Below are 17,498 nucleotides of genomic sequence, written 5' to 3' on the forward strand. Positions count from 1 at the left end.
AGTTAAAAATATAGCTCTCCAACTACATTAATATAGTCATTATATATATATATGCTTTCTTTTAGGTGAAAGCCACAACACCATATAAGGGTGACTATATATATAATATTATATAACTTATTTATCTATTATCATACCTTATACAACAGGAATGAGCAAAAGATGAATGTATATGCGAGTTTATAAGGCCTTTCTTCATATTTTTGGTAGCAAAAAATTGCAAAAACTTGAAATTTAATGAATTCTACTAATGAATGAAGATGAACTATATCGAAGATTGCTGTATGCGCATAGATAAACCTATTTTTGCCAATTTTAATGAGTGTGAAAGAAATCACTAAAAAAACTTGTGATAATAATTATCAGAGAGATAAATACCAATGGTAGATGTAGAAATTTAATGATTTTAGATGGTTAAATTCTAGGCGATTTTAGTAGGAATTTAAAGAATATTAAGTATTATGAACGATATTGACCTCTTATAAAGCTAATATTAATAAGGATTCTTGCGTACCTGGAAGAGATAAAAATATATAAAAAATTCGGAATCGAATTACTTTCGTAATATTCTTAACTTCTTGTAAGAAATATTCATATATCTATGTTTAAATGATTGAATATAAGTACAAAAAATAATAAATGAAATAAATTATCAATTAGATTAATCAAAATTAATTATGCATAATAAGGTTTAGACATCACACTAAATGCTCTCTATAATTATATGTAAAGCTATAAGAAAAGTCGCATAAGTATGGGACTTTTCTTGAAAGAAAAATGATTAGGTTATCAAAAATTTTTATGAGTTTTTGAAATGAGATAGTCTAACAAATTTTCTTATTAAAGGTAGTTATGAGGAGGTCATTATGGAACAGTTTGATGTTCTAGTAGTAGGTAGCGGTGGCGCTGGTCAACGCGCGGCTCTTGAAGTTGGTCGTCGCAAAGGCTTAAATGTAGCTCTTATTACTAAAATTTTCCCAACTCGCTCTGCAACAGCGATGGCGCAAGGCGGTGTAAATGCATGTTTGAATAACGTTGCAGCTGAAGATACAGTTGAAACTCATACTTTCGACACAGTAAAAGGTTCTGACTATCTTGGTGACCAAGATGCGATCGAATTCTTCTGCTCTCGTTGTCCAGAAGGCGTACTTGAAATGGACCACATGGGTGCTCCATTCTCCCGTACTGAAGAAAACAAAATTGCGCAACGTAACTTCGGTGGTCAATCCTATCCACGTACTTGCTACTCTGCGGATAAAACTGGTCACGTTATTTTGCACACAACTTACGAACAATGCTTGAAAGAAGGCGTACACTTCTTACAAGAATGGTACCTTTTAGATCTTGTTAAATCTGCAGACGGTCATGTTGGTGGCGCTGTAGTTTGGAACATGAAAGAAGGTCGCGTAGAACAAATTAAAGCGAAAGCTATTATCTTGTCTACTGGTGGTGCAGGCCGTATCTTCTGGACTCGTACTACAAACCCATTCCTTTCCACAGGCGATGGTATGGCAGCAGCATTCCGCGCTGGTAATGCATTGAAAGATATGGAAATGATTCAATTCCATCCAACTGGTCTTGGTCGTACTGGTATCTTGATGTCTGAAGCGGTTCGTGGTGAAGGTGGTTACCTTCTTAACGCTGAAGGCGAACGTTTCATGAAAAAATATGCGCCTAACAAAATGGAATTAGCATCCCGTGACGTTGTAGCGAAAGCAATCGAAGATGAAATCGCTGCAGGTCGTGGTTTCGGTTCTGGTCTTAACGCATATGTAGTGGCTGACCTTCGTCACTTAGGTCCTGAAGTTATCATTGAAAAACTTCATGGTATCCGTGACTTGGCTATGACTTTCGAACATTGCGATCCATTAGTACAACCAGTACCTATTCGTCCTACATGTCACTATACAATGGGCGGTATCGACGTAGTTGATTACAAAACTTGTGCATGTGAATTGCCTGGTTTGTTCTCCTCCGGCGAAGCTTCTTGTATCTCCATCCACGGTGCTAACCGTTTAGGTGGTAACTCCTTGGCAGACGGCGTAGTATTCGGTAAAGTATCCGGTGCTGGCGCAGCTGACTATGCTGAAACACATGAACAAGCTAACGTAGATGCAGAATTAGCTGCAGCTGCAAAAGCTTGGGAAGCTAGATTCACTGAAGTAACATCTCGTGAAGGCGGTCGTCCTGTAGTTGAAATCCGCGATGCATTGGCTGATGCAATGTGGAATAAAGTAGGTATCTTCCGTAATGAAGAAGGTATTACTGAAGCATTAAAAGAAATCGATCAATTAATCGAAGATTACAAAACTTGTTATGTAGGTGACCCTGAACGTACTTACAACATGGCATTCGTTAACTATTGTGAAATCGGTTCCATGTTAACAGTAGCTAAAGCTATTGCTATGGGCGCTTTACACCGTCGTGAATCTCGTGGTGCTCATATCCGTGAAGACCATCCAAAACGTAATGATGAAAGATACTTAAAACACTCTTTGATCAAATTGGGTGCTAATGGCGAGTACGAATTGACTGAACGCGACGTAGTGTTCACTAAATACGAACCACAAGAAAGGAAGTACTAAGATGAGACAAATCACCTACCATATTCACCGTTACCAACAAGGTCGCGCGTTTGTACAGACTTTCAAATTTGACTATGAAGCTGACCGTACAATTCTTTGGGGCCTTCAAAAAATTAAAGATACTCAAGATCCAACATTAACATTCTTGGCAGCTTGTCGTTCCGCAGTTTGTGGCGCTTGCTCCATTCGCGTAAATGGCGAAGCAATGCTTGGTTGCGAAGCTAAAATCGACGAATTAACAGAACGTTATGGTACTGATGAATTGACAATTGCACCAATCGGTAACTTCCGCGTTATCCGCGACTTAGTTGTTGACTGGGAAGCAAAAGTTGATCGTTTGAAAACAGTTGCTCCTTGGATCTTCCTTAAAGCAGAATTCAACGAAGGTGACAAAATCGTTCGCCAAACTCCAGCTGACTTCAAAAAATTCGTTGCTGGTACAGAATGTATCCTTTGTGGTTGCTGCGCATCTGAATGTAACAAATTGACTGCACGTCAAGATGACTTCTTAGAACCATATGTATTCACAAAAGCTAACCGTTTCGTATTGGATAGCCGTGATGATGCACCTATGGCTCACATTCAACCTGCATTTGACAATGGTCTTTGGAAATGCGTTCACTGCATGAACTGTATCTCCCGTTGTCCTAAACACTTAAAACCGGCTCAAGATATTTCCAACTTGCGTAAAGAAGCTACAAAAGCTGGTCTTACTAACAGCAAAGGCGTTCGCCATGCAGTTGCTTTCAAAGACGATCTCTACAAAACTGGTCGCTTGAAAGAAGTTTCTATGAGCTTGAAATCTGATGGTGTTGTTGATTCCGCTAAACAAGCATTCTATGCTTTACGTTTGTGGAAACACAGCAAAATCAATCCATTCGAACTTGTAGTACCTCAAAAACCTGTAAATGGTATTGATGGTGTTCGCAGACTTATGAAAGCAGCTGAGGAGGTAAGCAAATAATGAAATACGCATTTTTCCCAGGTTGCGTTCTTGAAAGCGCTGCCAAAGAAGACTACTTAGCAACAGTTGCTGTAGCTAAAAAATTAGGCATCGAGTTGGAAGAGCTTGACGGCTGGACTTGCTGCGGCGCATCCCACGTTCAAGACATCGCTCCAGAAATTACACTTGCTACAAATGCTCGTAACATTGCATTGGCAGAAGAAAAAGGTTTGAACCTTTTAACTGTATGTAATACTTGTACTTTGATGCTTCGTGAAGCTAAAAACGAGCTTGATAAAAACGAAAAAGAAAAGAACGAAGTTAACAAAAAATTAGCTCAAATTGGTAAACAATACCGTGGTACAACTGATATCACTCATTTCTTATGGGTATTGATTCGCGATTACGGTTTGGACAAATTGAAAGCTAAAGTTGTTAAACCTTTAACTGGTTTACGTGTAGCTGAATACTATGGTTGCCATATTCTTCGTCCTCAAACTGAATTGGGATTCGAAGATTATCAAATGCCTACATCCTTAGCAGATTTGATTTCTGCTATCGGTGCTACACCAATCGATTTCTCCCGTAAACTTGATTGCTGCGGTTTCCATGCTGTATACCCTGCACATGATTCCGTAATGCAAATGACTGGCTCCATCAACAAAGATGCAGCTACAGAAGGTGCAGATTGCGTAGTAACTCCTTGTCCACTTTGCCAAATGCAACTTGATATGTTCCAAAAAGAAGCAAAAGAAGTTGTTGGCGGTGGCAAAGATATGCCAATCTTGCACATGTCCCAATTAGTGGGTCTTGCTCTTGGCATCTCCCCTGAAGAAATGGGCATGCCTAAACGTCACTTAACTGATACTGCAGCAGTGACTAAATTTGTTGGTTAATTCGTTTGATTTAGACATGACCTCAGTTGGTCCTCGTATTGTCTTAAATCTAAACCTATTATCATAATTACCAGAAGAACCCCCTAGCTTAGGCTAGGGGGTTTTTCTATTAAGGTTAAATATTTTCTATTTTAGCTGTCAGAAATATCTATATAGCAATATTTTGTAATGTTCCTTAGTAAAAGGTAGAGTAGTTATTGCGTTAGTTCAGCAATCTTATCAAGATAAATGCTAACAGCTATGATCCTCTCCTTTAATGATAATTCTATTATATAATAATATTATTATATAAATGAACATACTAATATCCAAGTGACAAAAGTTTTTCATCTTTCTATTTGATAATTCTCCATAAATATAGTAGATTGAATTGAAAGATAAATCAAATATTTTTGATATGAGGTGGTTATTATCAAAAGTTTTAAAAAAGATGCTCAAATTTTTAAAGCTCTAGCTGATGAAACGCGATTGTTGATATTGGACTATTTAAAAAGCGGAGAGACTTGTGCCTGCGTTCTTATAGATGAATTGGAAATTGCCCAACCTGCACTATCTTATCACATGAAAATCCTTTGTCAGTCTGGTATTGTTACTAGTCGGCAGGAGGGAAAATGGAAATATTATAGCATCAGTGAATCAGGAAGGAATAGTGTGTTAGAGCGGTTTGTAGTGCTTACAAATATACAAATAGTTGTTGAACGAAAATGCAGTTGTTAAAAAAGTCATCTTAACTATGACTTTTTTATTTTGGACTACACATCAAAAATATTTGATATGATGAATGATAGTAACTAATAAAGATGTTGTATCTTCTGGAACAGTGTCAACAATTGAAGAGGTGAAGAAAATCATTAGGGAAGTACCATATGTTGACTAGTTTAAAGGTATTGAATAATAGAGGAGATTTTTATGAAAAATAATGATATAGGTTTCTTTGAGAAAAATTTAACTGTGTGGGTATTACTTTGTATGATAGTCGGAATTCTTATTGGGAGTCTATTTCCAAAAGTGACTTCTACACTAGCAGAATTGGAGGTTTATAATGTTTCAATACCTACAACTATCTTATTATGGGTTATGATTTATCCTATGATGTTGAAAATTGATTTCAAGAGTATTAAAAATATAAAAAATAATCCTAAAGGACTGGTTATTACTTGGATAGTAAACTGGATTATAAAACCTTTGACAATGTATTTTATAGCTTATTTCTTCTTTTTTGTTGTATATAGTCAATTTATAAATGAAAGCTTAGCTGCGGAATATTTAGCAGGTGCTGTATTATTAGGAGCGGCACCGTGTACTGCAATGGTATTTGTATGGAGTAAACTAACAAAGGGGGATAGTGCTTATACTCTAGTTCAAGTGGCGAGCAACGATTTAATCATACTCATAGCATATATACCAATAGTTAGCTTTTTATTGAAAATAGGCAATATAAATATCCCATGGGGAACATTATTGTTATCAATTATCTTATTTATAGTGGTTCCCCTATTATTAAGTATTATTACAAGATATATTATTATTAAAAATAAGGGAGAGGAATACTTAATAAAAATATTTATACCCTCCTTTGATAAATATACAATGATGGGACTTCTCATAACTTTAGTCATTATTTTTTCTTTCCAAGGGGAAAAAATACTTGTACAACCAATAGACATTATTTTAATCTCAATCCCATTGATTGTTCAAACATTAGTAATATTTGGATTAACATTTTTAATAGCCTATCTAGTGAGATTACCATACTCAATAGCGGCGCCTTGTGGTATGATAGGAGCCTCAAACTTTTTTGAACTTTCAGTAGCAGTGGCAATATCTTTATTTGGTTTATCCTCTGGTGCGACCTTGGCAACTGTTGTAGGTGTCTTAGTGGAAGTGCCTATTATGTTATTGCTTGTAAGATTTGCAAATTCTTTACAAGATAGATTTGAAAATTAACCGATCTACCATCATAAAATAACTAACAAAGGAGAATATATGAATCAAGTGTCCCGGAATTTGAGAAACTTCATTTACAAGAAGCTAAATAGGAACAAGATATTATAGACGCGATGATGATAGAACCAATTTTGATAAATCGTCCAATTGTCGTAACGGAAAAAGGAATGCTATTATGCAGACCACCAGAGAGAGTATTAGATGTTTTACCTAAATCATTGGATAAAGATTTTATCAAAGAAGACAGTGAGAATATTTGTAGTATCCGATAAATAGATAAAAGCCCTGCCATCAAAGTAATAGCAGGGCTTAATTTCAATATCCATATGATATATTTATAAAGTAAATAGTTTTGATGTGCTTTAATAACTATAGTATAATAAATACATTAATTGTATACACTTAAATGAGTAATAGCTACTATGTTATTACTCATAAATTATTTAATATTATATATTTCGAGGAATATAACAATAGGAGGGTAAATTGTTATATTAGATTTTTTTGAAATATATGGCTGGGGGACACTAGTGTTGTAGCGTGTTATACACAGGGAGGCTATAATGAATAATATGTTATTAGAATATATTGATCGCATAATCGATGAAGAGAAAGACCATCGTGTTTTTCCTGTAGAGTTTAATGATAAAACCTATTATGTAAAACAAGATATCAGTAATCACCGCTCTAGTTGGATTAAACCAGCTCCTAGAGCTTCTTTTGATTATGAGTTTTATAAAATTTCCTTTGTAAATACTCAGTTGCCTGTAGCGCCAGTGATTGCTGGTTTTAGAGAGCATTATTTCGTTACAGAAGGGTCTGGTAAAACATTAACCTATTATAGTGAATTGCCAGCGCAACATCCTGATGATGATAGCTTACAAGATATGGTCACTCATATTTTCTATAGCTTTGGTAAAACATTGGGACAGTTTCATGACTATGGTTTATCGCATGGTCGTCCTGCCATGAGAGATATCACCTATGATCCAGATACTGATAAGGTTACTTTATTAGATTGGGAAAATGGTCGTCGTTGGCCTGAATTTACACCGCAAGGTTGGGATTTACTTATCTTTGTGCATAGTTATTTGCGTGAGGATAATCTCCCGATTTCTTACCTATATGCTATGATGAATGGCTATAGTTCGGCTCGTACGGCGCGTGATACGGTGTTACATGTAAAAGAAATTTTACGCAAACGTGAATATCTTTTTAAATTTTGTCGCTTATTAAACCCGCTACACTTTGTAGATACTGAGGCAGCTGTAAAAGCAAATGACTTTATGCTAGCCTTGAAAACTGAATAGTATTTATCTATTGAGCACCGACCTTAATAGTGGTTTATTGCATTTTATAGATTTTCAATGCCTTTTATGGGCTTATGTAGACCTTTACGGTTGTTAGTTATATTTGTATGGCTAATGACTTGTAAGGGTCTTTTTCTATATTTGTGACAAGTTTATGGCGTGTATGCTCCTGTATTGTTTGTTAGATTTATATAAATACTGTAAGAAGTATAGATTTAGAGTTATTTTTCACTGACTTTCACAATCATTACCGTAATTACTCTAGCGGGGGTTGTCGAAGGGAGCCCTCAGGAATATAAGAGGGTGAAAGGAGGTGATACGATGGCTAACATTAAACGCACAAAATTGGTATTGCGTTTTAACATCGGCACCGAAGATGCGCCGAAGTATAAAGACGTAACCTATACTCGTGTTGCAGAAGAAGCGTCCGATGATAATGTGAAAACCGTTGGTAATGCGCTAGCAGCCTTGTATGACCATAGCTTGTCCGACGTGGTCCGAGTCAATGAAGTATCCTTAGGACATTAATTGAATCTTATCTATTCGTTTTTTAGGTGATCCAAACACATCTTGAATTGCTGATTTCATACATCCTTATATGGTCGTAAAAGGGTGTAGCAATCGCAAGTCCACACATTCCCATCCTTATTGATATGAATTGTAGATAGATATATTTAATCTAAGTGTAATTAGTGTAATTACAGAATTTAAGAATTACAGAATTACATAGATCATCCTATACTATCTATATTCGAGAACTTGTTTATGAAACGTGAAAGGAGGCGCCCACATGGCGGATAAACGCGTTGTATATCTTACATTTTCTACGGTCGGTGGTAAAAGCACATCAGTCACAATTAGTGCTCCTCGTGCTGGAATTACTTTACAAGATGCTAAAACAGCGGCTAATGCGCTAGTAGCAAATAAAGTAATTTTAGGTTCTGGTGATGCAGAACTAGCTGCATTTACTACGGCTCGAGAAGTAACAACTCAAACAACTGAATTGCAATAATCGCATACAGTTAAATAGTAAAAAAGGCTTTCACCGGTGGTGAGGGCCTTTTTATTATGGTAAAATATAAGGTATATCGAATAGGTATGGTAATAATGAAAATATTATGCCCAAAAAACTGGACATAATGGAGCCCATATGGGGATTAAAAAGGGGTAAAAAAGTGGAATATATTATTTCGTTTATGGAAACTTATGGCTACGCGGCTATGTTTATTGCTATGGTTCTGGAAAATGCTAATATTCCAATTCCTAGTGAGATCGTTCTTGGCTTTGCAGGATATTTGATCGCTCAAGGGATATTTGATTTACATATGACCATGGTTGTAGGGATACTGGCAGGCATTGTAGGATCTATCCTCTCCTACTGGATGGGTGAGCACGGCGGGCGTCCACTTCTTTTGAAATATGGTAAATACATATTCTTTAATGAACATAAATTTGAACTTGCGGAAAAAATGTTTAATAAATACGGAGGAGCAGCGGTATTTTTTGGACGCTTATTGCCAGGCGTTCGCACATTTATCTCCTTCCCGGCTGGCATGGCTCGGTATCCTATGTGGCATTTTGTTATTTGGACTGTTTTAGGCACGATTCCTTGGACAATTTTTCTTGTTTATCTCGGTAAAGTTCTTGGTGAAAATTGGAAGGATCTTATCCAATATAATCATGAGTTTTTGGTTGTTATGATTGTTGTATTCGTTATTATAGCTGTAGTGTTGGGCTTTAAATACTATCGCAATCGCCGATAAGGAGGCCCATATGAAATTTTCACGATTAACGCCAATCGTATTTATCATATTTCTTGTTTTTTATTTATTTGGCAATAATATATTGCCTGTTACTGATCCTGTTGAATCTAACTATGCATTAACCGCTAAAGAAATGGTTCTATCAGGAGATTGGTTATCTCCTCAAATTTACGGTACCTATTGGTACGATAAACCAATTATGATTTACTGGCTCATTGCTATTGGGTTTAAAATTTTTGGTATTGCCGATTGGGTGGTTCGTCTGCCAAGTGCCTTCTTTGGTGCTTTATCTGTGGCGACTATGTATCAATCGACGCGTACTATCAGTGGCAAGTGGGCTCTGGGTCTAATAGGAGCATCTGTACTCGGTACATCTCTCATGTTCTGGACTGTAGCACATGGTGTTATTACGGACATGGTACTGCTCTATACGACGATTATGGTCATGGTTTATTCCTATAAAGGTATGGTAGAACAAAAACCATATGCTATGATTGTGGCCTATGTTTTTGCGGCTCTTGGGGTACTAACTAAAGGGCCTGTTGCCTTGGTCTTGCCGGGAATGATTTTACTCGTTTTTGCGGGGCTTAATCGTTCTTTTCCTATGTTGAAAGCTATCTTTGATTGGCGTGGCATTCTTGCTTTTTGTGTAGTTTGCTTGCCATGGTATGTATATATGTATAGCGTTCATGGTCAAGATTTCATCAATGGCTTCCTAGGGCTTCACAATGTAACGCGTGCAACGCAATCTGAGCATCCAGAAGATAATGTGTGGTGGTATTACATAGCAATCTTTTTAGGTGCTTCTATGCCGTGGACAGGGGCTGTTATATACGGTATTATTGATGGATTTAAACAACGTCATACAGGTTTTATCTATAATATGACGTGGGGCGTGGGCATTTTGCTATTCTATACTCTGATGGCTACAAAATACCCTTTATATACATTTGTAAGCTTAGTTCCATTCAGTGCTATCGGCGCTATGGGTGTTATGAAGATTATACGCAAAGGTAAATCTAGAGCTCTCAAATGGGTTATTATGGGGCCTACGTTACTCTTATGGATTGCTTACGTAGGAGGATCATTTTTTGCACCGTGGGGGTTCTATTTCTTGCTCTATGTTGTAGTAGCTGCAGCAGTACTCCTTTTGTTCCATGCATGGTATACAAAAAAAGGATATCGCCTTGTTAGTATAATTGTTCTTGGTACTATGGTTATTTCTTCCATCGTTGTTGTGGAAGGTTTAGAGCCGTTTATAAAACAACGTAGTAATATCGATGTAGTGCCAGTAGTAGATCCTTATGATGGTGATATATATTACTATAATGGGTACAGTACCTCTGCTGTATACTATACAGGTCATAAGATTATTAAAATCAACGGTGATGAAAGTCGTTGGGATGATAGAGATAAAATAAAAAAACGTAGTGCCGAATGGTCAAAGAAATATCTTATGGAGCAAGTGAGTGAAGAGGAATTTAACAAAGTTATTACATCTGGTAAATCTGTGATGTTGATCGTTCCAAAAGGAGAAATTAAGCATTTCCGTCAATCCTCTATTTATCCAAATGTATCTGAATCTAGTGAAGCTGGCACATCTGAAGTATATATATTAAATAAAAAGACTTTATTTTAAGTGAATATGTACATCATATTTAAAATAAATACATATTAGCAAATTTGAGAGATAGGTAGTATCCAATGGATACTACCTATTTTTTGTATTTAAAGATTGAAAGATTGTTTGGTGAATAAATTAAACTTAAAGCATCAAACTCATTTTTCTGAGGCTATGAATTTAACTATATTGACACTTTTCGTACTTAAATAATAATACCTACAATATTACTGTGTTTTATTGACAGAATTAATGCATATTGATATAGTAGGTTATAAATAAGTTTTAAAACGAGGTGTTCTAAAACCATATTTCATCTAGGATTTAGAAAATTGCGGAAAATGACATGTGTCAAAAACGCCCCTTGTTATGAGGTAGAAAGAGGGGAAGTCATGAAGAAAACTTGGTATCTAATCATTGCGGCAGTTCTCTTGGTTATCGGCGGTATCACGTATGGTTATCATGAGTATCATAAACCAAAGACAGCACAGGAACTAAAGACAGTACGGGTAGCGTATTTACCACTTACTCATGCATTGCCGGTATTCGCTACAAAAGAATTAGAAACAGCAGATGGTCCTGTTCATGTAGAGCTTGTTAAATATGGATCTTGGCCAGAGTTGATGGATGCATTAAATACAGGCAAGGTAGATGCTGCATCGGTACTCGTTGAACTAGGTGTAAAAGCTCGTGAACAAGGCATTGATGTTCGTGCTGCTGCATTGGGTCATACAGAGGGCAATATTATCATCGTAAATAACGATATTAATTCTGTACAAGACTTAAAAGGCAAATCCTTTGCTATTCCGCATAAACAATCAACTCAAAAAGTTCTCGTGGATTGCATGCTTGAGAATGCTGGTCTAAGTGAAAAAGATGTGCAAGTCGTTGAAATGAGTCCTCCTGAAATGCCATCAGCGTTAGCGGTAGGACAAATTGCTGGGTATAGTGTAGCTGAACCATTTGGGTCTCTTGCATTAGAAATGGGAAAAGGTAAAGTTTTTGAAGATCCGGATCATTTATGGCATGACAACATTTGTTGTGCCCTTGTGTTTAATGGACAGTTCGTTGATGAGCATCATGAGTTAGCAAAAGCTTTTACCAAGGCTTATCTTGATGCAGGTAAATATTTAGATGAGCATCCAGAAGCACAAAAAGAGATTTCCTTAAAATATATGAAATTTAAGGATCCTGTTATTGAACGTTCTTTACAAGTGATTGGGTTTGGAGATTTAGCTCTTACTGAAGACCGTTATAACGCACTCGTGCACCATATGACGCATATTGATTTAATCAAAAAAGTGCCGACCTACTCAGAGTTTGTAGATACATCGTTGTTACCATAGGAGGGGGACCATGAAGAAATATACATATGTGCCGGGCTCATTCATCGCGGCATGGCTAATTTGGGAATTAATTGTTCGCCTTGGTGGATTTAACGAAGCTTTATTTCCAACGCCATATAAGGTGTTACTTGGATTTGGAGAGCTTATAGGCGATGGCGTTCTGTTTAAAGATATTGCAGATAGTTTAGTTCGTTTCTTTATCGGTTATATTATTTCTGTTGGGGCAGGCGTATTTTTAGGCCTTATCTTAGGTTGGTACAAAGGAATTTGGAACTACATCAATCCTATCGTCCAAGTTATTAGACCTATCTCTCCAGTAGCGTGGTTGCCGTTCATCGTTCTATTCTTTGGTATCGGTCAAGCGCCAGCCATAGTTATCATCTTTATTGCAGCCTTCTTCCCTGTGTTGTTATCTACAGTGTCCGCTATTCAAAATATTGACCCTGTATATATCAAGGTGGCGCGTAACTTTGGTATTAAACAACCAGAACTGCTATTTAAAATCGTATTGCCAGCCGTATTCCCTGGTATTGCGTCTGGTCTTCATATTGCACTTGGTACAGCGTGGATCTTCTTGGTAACAGGGGAAATGGTAGGTTCTCAAACAGGCCTTGGCTTCCTTATTATCGATATGAGAAATAACTTGCGTAATGATCTCTTGATGGTAGCTATCTTGACCATCGGTTTTGTTGGACTCTTACTCGATTGGGGCGTGTCCCTCATTGAAAAATGGATTTATAAACGTTGGGGTATTGAGAAATAGGAGGTGGCCTCATGGGTTACATTTCGGTGCGCAATGCACACAAGGAATTTATGAAAGATGGGGAACCTCTCACCATTCTTGAAGATATTAATTTAGACATTGAAAAGGGCGAGTTTATTTGTCTCTTAGGCCCTTCTGGTTCTGGTAAAAGCACCTTATTAAACGCTATGGCGGGTTTTGAGCTTGTTACATCTGGCTCTATTACCATAGATGGTGAAGAGGTAAAAGCACCGCAACTTAGATATGTAACGGTATTCCAAAACTATGGTTTGTTACCGTGGCGTACGGTAGAAAGCAATATCGAGTTAGGTCTTGAAAGTAAAAAAGTGCCTAAAGAAGAGCGCCCTGCTATCATCGACAAATATGTGAAAATGGTAGGCCTTGACCATGCTCGTAATCGCTATCCGGCGGAGTTGTCTGGTGGTATGCAACAACGGGTGTCCATTGCTCGTGCATTGGCGGTTGATCCAGATATTATCTTCATGGACGAACCACTTGGTGCTCTTGATGCGTTGACACGTATCAGCCTGCAAGATGAAATCTCTCGTATTTGCCGCGAAGAAGGTAAGACGGTTGTATTCGTTACCCACGATATTGAAGAAGCTGTAGTTTTAGCGGACCGAGTTGTCGTACTAGCGGCAAACCCAGGTCGTGTACAAACGATTATCCCTGTAAATATCATAGATAGAACAGACCGTACATCGCCAAACTTTGTTAGTATACGTAACCACATCTTTGAACAATTCCAATTAGCAAAAGAAGACAAAATCGAGTTCTATATTTAGTTATATACATATCAAAAGAAACCACCTAGGGATTGCAACATACCTAGGTGGTTTTTATATTTCTTATGCAATTCGTGTAATTATAATGTATAGTAGATATATATTGGTAATAACGTATGAAATTTAAATTGGAGGCTGTATGTCTTTATTTGAGTTGGAGAAGACCTTGTCTTTTGATGAATATATAGCGTCCTTTGATGCAGAGAGAGTAGAGAAGGTGCGCAGTTTTGTAGATTGGCTTGCTCGGTATCAAGGCAGTCTTATCCATAATCCGTGGGGTGAGGTAAATCCTGATTTAGAAATCGTTACAGACGGTTTTGATGCGGCCCAAGTTCGTCGAGATAATTTACTCGCCTATTTATTGCCGCGCTTAGGTCGAGCTAAGGTCTTTGTGGTGGCTGAGGCTGTAGGATACCAAGGAGGACGCTTTACAGGTATTGCTATTACTTGTGAAAGAATGTTATTAGATAAGCATAAAACCATTCGGGCGAGGGATGTAACGCCTATTCAGTTGGAACGTACTAGTTCACCTACTAGCTCTTTATTAAAAGGAACACAGCAAAAGGATGGCTTTAACGAACCTACAGACACTGTGGTATGGAGTGCTATCGTAGAAAAAGGTATCGATCCCTATGACACGTTGCTGTGGAATATATTCCCGTTCCACCCACATAAGGATGGAAATCCATTGACGAATCGCACGCCTACGGATAAAGAACAACAAGTAGGCTGGGAATATACAAAACGATTGTTAGACTTACATCGTGAGTTAGGCGGTATAGAACCTCTTGTATTAGCAGTAGGACAAAAGTCCGCTGATACAATGGGTCGATTTGGTCTGTCTGCCATTGGTTTGCGCCATCCTGCAAATGGCGGAGCTAATCTATATCGCCAAGGGTTTGCTGAGGCTGTCAATACATATTTAAAATAGTTCGATTTCTATGCAGGATGATAATAAATAGAATAGTATATGTCTAATAGCGTTAACATGGGGATTCACCTCTTTTGTTAACGCTATTTTTATGTTACAATAACAGTAATGTATGAAAGCGAGGCTTTCATCAAAATCGATCGGATTATATTGCAACGTTCATTAGATTGGAATGAAAAGAACGTACCCGTCGCGGCTGACATGTCTAATGATAGCAATATACTCATTTGCTATGGCAAATGGTCACAACAACACTAGGAACGGCAAAAATTGATAGCGCATTTTCGCGCCCATTTGACGAGACGCTAGTATTTTAGCGCCTTTTTCTTTGTGTGGCCTCCATAGCATAGATCAATTCAAGTGATAGGTGAGAAAAGAAACTATGTTAAATAAAATAATGAATAAAATTTTAGGAGGAACTGTGAATACAACAGATAATCAGGTTACTGCACAAGTGAAAGCAGAACCAACAGTAGAGAATACTGCGACTCGAACCGTTGCGGCTGAAGGCGAACATAAACAAGCAACTCGCCGCCGTACTAACACACGTCGTCCTGCTGGCGAAGGTCGCACTCGTCAACAAGTATCTGGCGAAGGTGACGGCACAACACGTCAACGCCGTACTAATACGCGTACAAATAATGGTGGTCGCACTAATACGACTCGCCGTACAAATACTCGTCGTAATGCTGAGCAAGGCGAAGGTCAAGAACGTACAGAACGCAAACTACGCCAAACTCGTGCACCACGTGGTGAACGCAGTGAAAATACACGTAATACGAGAACTAATAATGGACGCAATGGTCAAAACCGTAATAACAATCGTCCGAATAACCGCACTACAAACCGTAATAATCAAGAAGAGCATGTGGAATTAGTAGGTCGTACACCAAATGGTGCTAACAAGGGTAAATTCCAAATTATCCCATTAGGTGGCCTTGGCGAAATTGGTAAGAACATGACCATCTTCCAATATGAGGATGAAATTATTGTTCTTGATGCGGGTCTTGCGTTCCCTAGCGAAGATATGCTTGGCGTAGATATCGTTATTCCTGATATGAGCTATATCATCGAGAATAAGGACCGCGTAAAAGCCGTTGTTATTACTCATGGTCACGAGGACCATATCGGTTCTTTGGCGTACCTTATGAAGGAAATTAACTGTCCTGTATATGCTACAAACCTTGTTTGTGGTTTGATCGAAGGCAAATTCAAAGAACATAAAGTATCTCCAAAATGTCTTCGTACCATTGCAGCCGGCGATGAAGTTCAAATTGGTCAAGTGAAGGTTGGTTTTATCCAAACAAACCACTCCATTCCTGACTCCTGCGCTGTGTACTTCGATACACCAATCGGTACTGTACTTCATACAGGTGACTTTAAAATCGACCAAACACCAGTTGATGGCCGTTTGATGGATATGCACAAATTTGCTGAGCTTGGCAATAAAGGCGTATTAGCGTTGATGTCCGACTCTACAAATGTTGAGAAACCAGGTACTACAGGCTCTGAAAGCTCCGTAGGTCCTGCTATTAAACAAGCTGTTGGGGAAGCGAAAGGCCGCGTTGTGTTAGCTACATTCGCATCTAACGTATCTCGTATCCAACAAGCTATTGATGCGGCAGTTATGTTTAACCGTAAGGTTGTCGTTATGGGTCGCAGTATGGTAAATGTTACAGAGATTGCTCAAGAACGCGGTTACTTGAACATTCCACCAAATACAATCATCGACGTAGATGTAATGCACAACTACACTGATGATCAAATCATGATTTTAACAACAGGCTCTCAAGGTGAACCAATGGCCGGCTTGTCCCGTATGGCTACAAGCAACCACCGCACTGTAGAGTTGGCACCGAATGATACGGTTATCATCTCTGCTACACCAATTCCTGGTAATGAAGGTGCCGTAGGTAGAACCATCGATAACTTGCTTCGTTTAGGTTGTCATGTAGTATACGGTAAAGATCGTGGTATCCACGTATCTGGTCATGCGAGCCAAGAAGAGCTTAAAACAATGCTTAACCTTGTTCGTCCAGAATACTTTATCCCAGTTCATGGTGAGTACCGCATGTTGCGTCGTCATGGTGAACTTGGTGTTGCTATGGGCGTAGATCCTAAGAAGGTCCTTATCGGTGATAATGGTCAAATCTTTGAATTCGATAAAGATGGTGGCCGTAAAGCCGGTCGTGTACAAGCTGGCGCTATTTTCGTAGATGGCCTTGGCGTTGGTGACGTAGGTAATATCGTTATTCGCGACCGTCAACAATTGGCACAAGAAGGTATGGTTATCGTTGTAATGGCAATGGATAAAGCTTCTGGCACAATCGTAGCTGGTCCAGACCTCGTATCTCGTGGCTTTGTATACGTACGTGATGCAGAAGAACTTATGATTGCTGCAGAACATCGCGTAGATCAAGTCCTTGAAGAATGTGAAATGCAACGCATTAAAGACTGGACTACTATCAAGCAAAACGTACGCGACGCATTGGGTAAATTCTTCTACGATAAAACTCGTCGTCGTCCTATGATTTTACCGATTATTCAAGACGTATAATCACATATAATATATAAAAGTACCGCATCGTATGGTGTGGTACTTTTAACA

General features: G+C 38.2%; 16 protein-coding genes. All 16 read left to right on the plus strand.

Annotation, left to right across the window (positions count from 1 at the left end; genetic code table 11):
- Positions 1 to 866: 866 nt before the first annotated feature.
- The 16 genes from RWP19_RS04555 (at position 867) to RWP19_RS04630 (ending at position 17,447) form a co-directional block, all read left to right on the plus strand.
- Entirely contained in the window at positions 867 to 2,585 is a 1,719-nt protein-coding gene (locus tag RWP19_RS04555) for an FAD-binding protein (protein ID WP_314356633.1), read from the plus strand.
- A 1-nt stretch (position 2,586) separates the two neighbouring features.
- Entirely contained in the window at positions 2,587 to 3,549 is a 963-nt protein-coding gene (locus RWP19_RS04560; protein WP_005385096.1) for a succinate dehydrogenase/fumarate reductase iron-sulfur subunit, read from the plus strand.
- A complete protein-coding gene (locus RWP19_RS04565; RefSeq protein WP_060923769.1) occupies positions 3,549 to 4,424 on the plus strand; it encodes a CoB--CoM heterodisulfide reductase iron-sulfur subunit B family protein in 876 nt (291 codons plus the stop codon). Before RWP19_RS04560 ends, RWP19_RS04565 begins: the two co-directional genes overlap by 1 nt.
- Before the next feature lie 402 nt (positions 4,425 to 4,826).
- Positions 4,827 to 5,141, plus strand: a complete 315-nt coding sequence (locus RWP19_RS04570) for a metalloregulator ArsR/SmtB family transcription factor (protein ID WP_314356634.1) — start codon at positions 4,827 to 4,829, stop codon at positions 5,139 to 5,141.
- 192 nt (positions 5,142 to 5,333) lie between these two features.
- The gene (arsB, locus tag RWP19_RS04575; protein ID WP_314356635.1) at positions 5,334 to 6,371 is read left to right on the plus strand and encodes an ACR3 family arsenite efflux transporter; all 1,038 of its coding nucleotides are present in this window, start codon (positions 5,334 to 5,336) and stop codon (positions 6,369 to 6,371) included.
- 104 nt (positions 6,372 to 6,475) lie between these two features.
- Positions 6,476 to 6,643 carry an ArsC/Spx/MgsR family protein gene (locus tag RWP19_RS04580; RefSeq protein ID WP_314356662.1) on the plus strand — a complete coding sequence of 56 codons (168 nt, stop codon included), beginning with the start codon at positions 6,476 to 6,478 and terminating at the stop codon, positions 6,641 to 6,643.
- 291 nt (positions 6,644 to 6,934) lie between these two features.
- Positions 6,935 to 7,681, plus strand: coding sequence for a hypothetical protein (locus RWP19_RS04585; protein WP_314356636.1), 747 nt, complete (start codon positions 6,935 to 6,937; stop codon positions 7,679 to 7,681).
- Between the two features lie 321 nt (positions 7,682 to 8,002).
- Positions 8,003 to 8,209, plus strand: coding sequence for a DUF1659 domain-containing protein (locus RWP19_RS04590; RefSeq protein ID WP_009352393.1), 207 nt, complete (start codon positions 8,003 to 8,005; stop codon positions 8,207 to 8,209).
- A 262-nt stretch (positions 8,210 to 8,471) separates the two neighbouring features.
- Positions 8,472 to 8,693: a DUF2922 domain-containing protein gene (locus RWP19_RS04595; RefSeq protein ID WP_295260216.1), complete on the plus strand. Its 222-nt coding sequence runs from the start codon at positions 8,472 to 8,474 to the stop codon at positions 8,691 to 8,693.
- Between the two features lie 163 nt (positions 8,694 to 8,856).
- Positions 8,857 to 9,444, plus strand: coding sequence for a DedA family protein (locus RWP19_RS04600; protein WP_314356637.1), 588 nt, complete (start codon positions 8,857 to 8,859; stop codon positions 9,442 to 9,444).
- Between the two features lie 10 nt (positions 9,445 to 9,454).
- On the plus strand, positions 9,455 to 11,083 hold the full coding sequence (locus RWP19_RS04605; protein ID WP_314356638.1) for a glycosyltransferase family 39 protein: 1,629 nt from the start codon (positions 9,455 to 9,457) through the stop codon (positions 11,081 to 11,083).
- 374 nt (positions 11,084 to 11,457) lie between these two features.
- The gene (locus RWP19_RS04610; RefSeq protein WP_314356640.1) at positions 11,458 to 12,411 is read left to right on the plus strand and encodes an ABC transporter substrate-binding protein; all 954 of its coding nucleotides are present in this window, start codon (positions 11,458 to 11,460) and stop codon (positions 12,409 to 12,411) included.
- Between the two features lie 10 nt (positions 12,412 to 12,421).
- Complete coding sequence (locus tag RWP19_RS04615) at positions 12,422 to 13,174, plus strand: ABC transporter permease (RefSeq protein ID WP_295207645.1); 753 nt, start codon at positions 12,422 to 12,424, stop codon at positions 13,172 to 13,174.
- Positions 13,175 to 13,185: 11 nt separating this feature from the next.
- Entirely contained in the window at positions 13,186 to 13,959 is a 774-nt protein-coding gene (locus RWP19_RS04620) for an ABC transporter ATP-binding protein (protein WP_295207648.1), read from the plus strand.
- A 139-nt stretch (positions 13,960 to 14,098) separates the two neighbouring features.
- Entirely contained in the window at positions 14,099 to 14,890 is a 792-nt protein-coding gene (locus tag RWP19_RS04625; protein WP_314356641.1) for a uracil-DNA glycosylase, read from the plus strand.
- 421 nt (positions 14,891 to 15,311) lie between these two features.
- Entirely contained in the window at positions 15,312 to 17,447 is a 2,136-nt protein-coding gene (locus tag RWP19_RS04630) for a ribonuclease J (protein WP_399553581.1), read from the plus strand.
- Positions 17,448 to 17,498 lie beyond the last annotated feature (51 nt).

The organism is uncultured Veillonella sp. (assembly GCF_963522475.1).
In the GTDB taxonomy this organism is placed as follows: Bacteria; Bacillota; Negativicutes; order Veillonellales; family Veillonellaceae; genus Veillonella.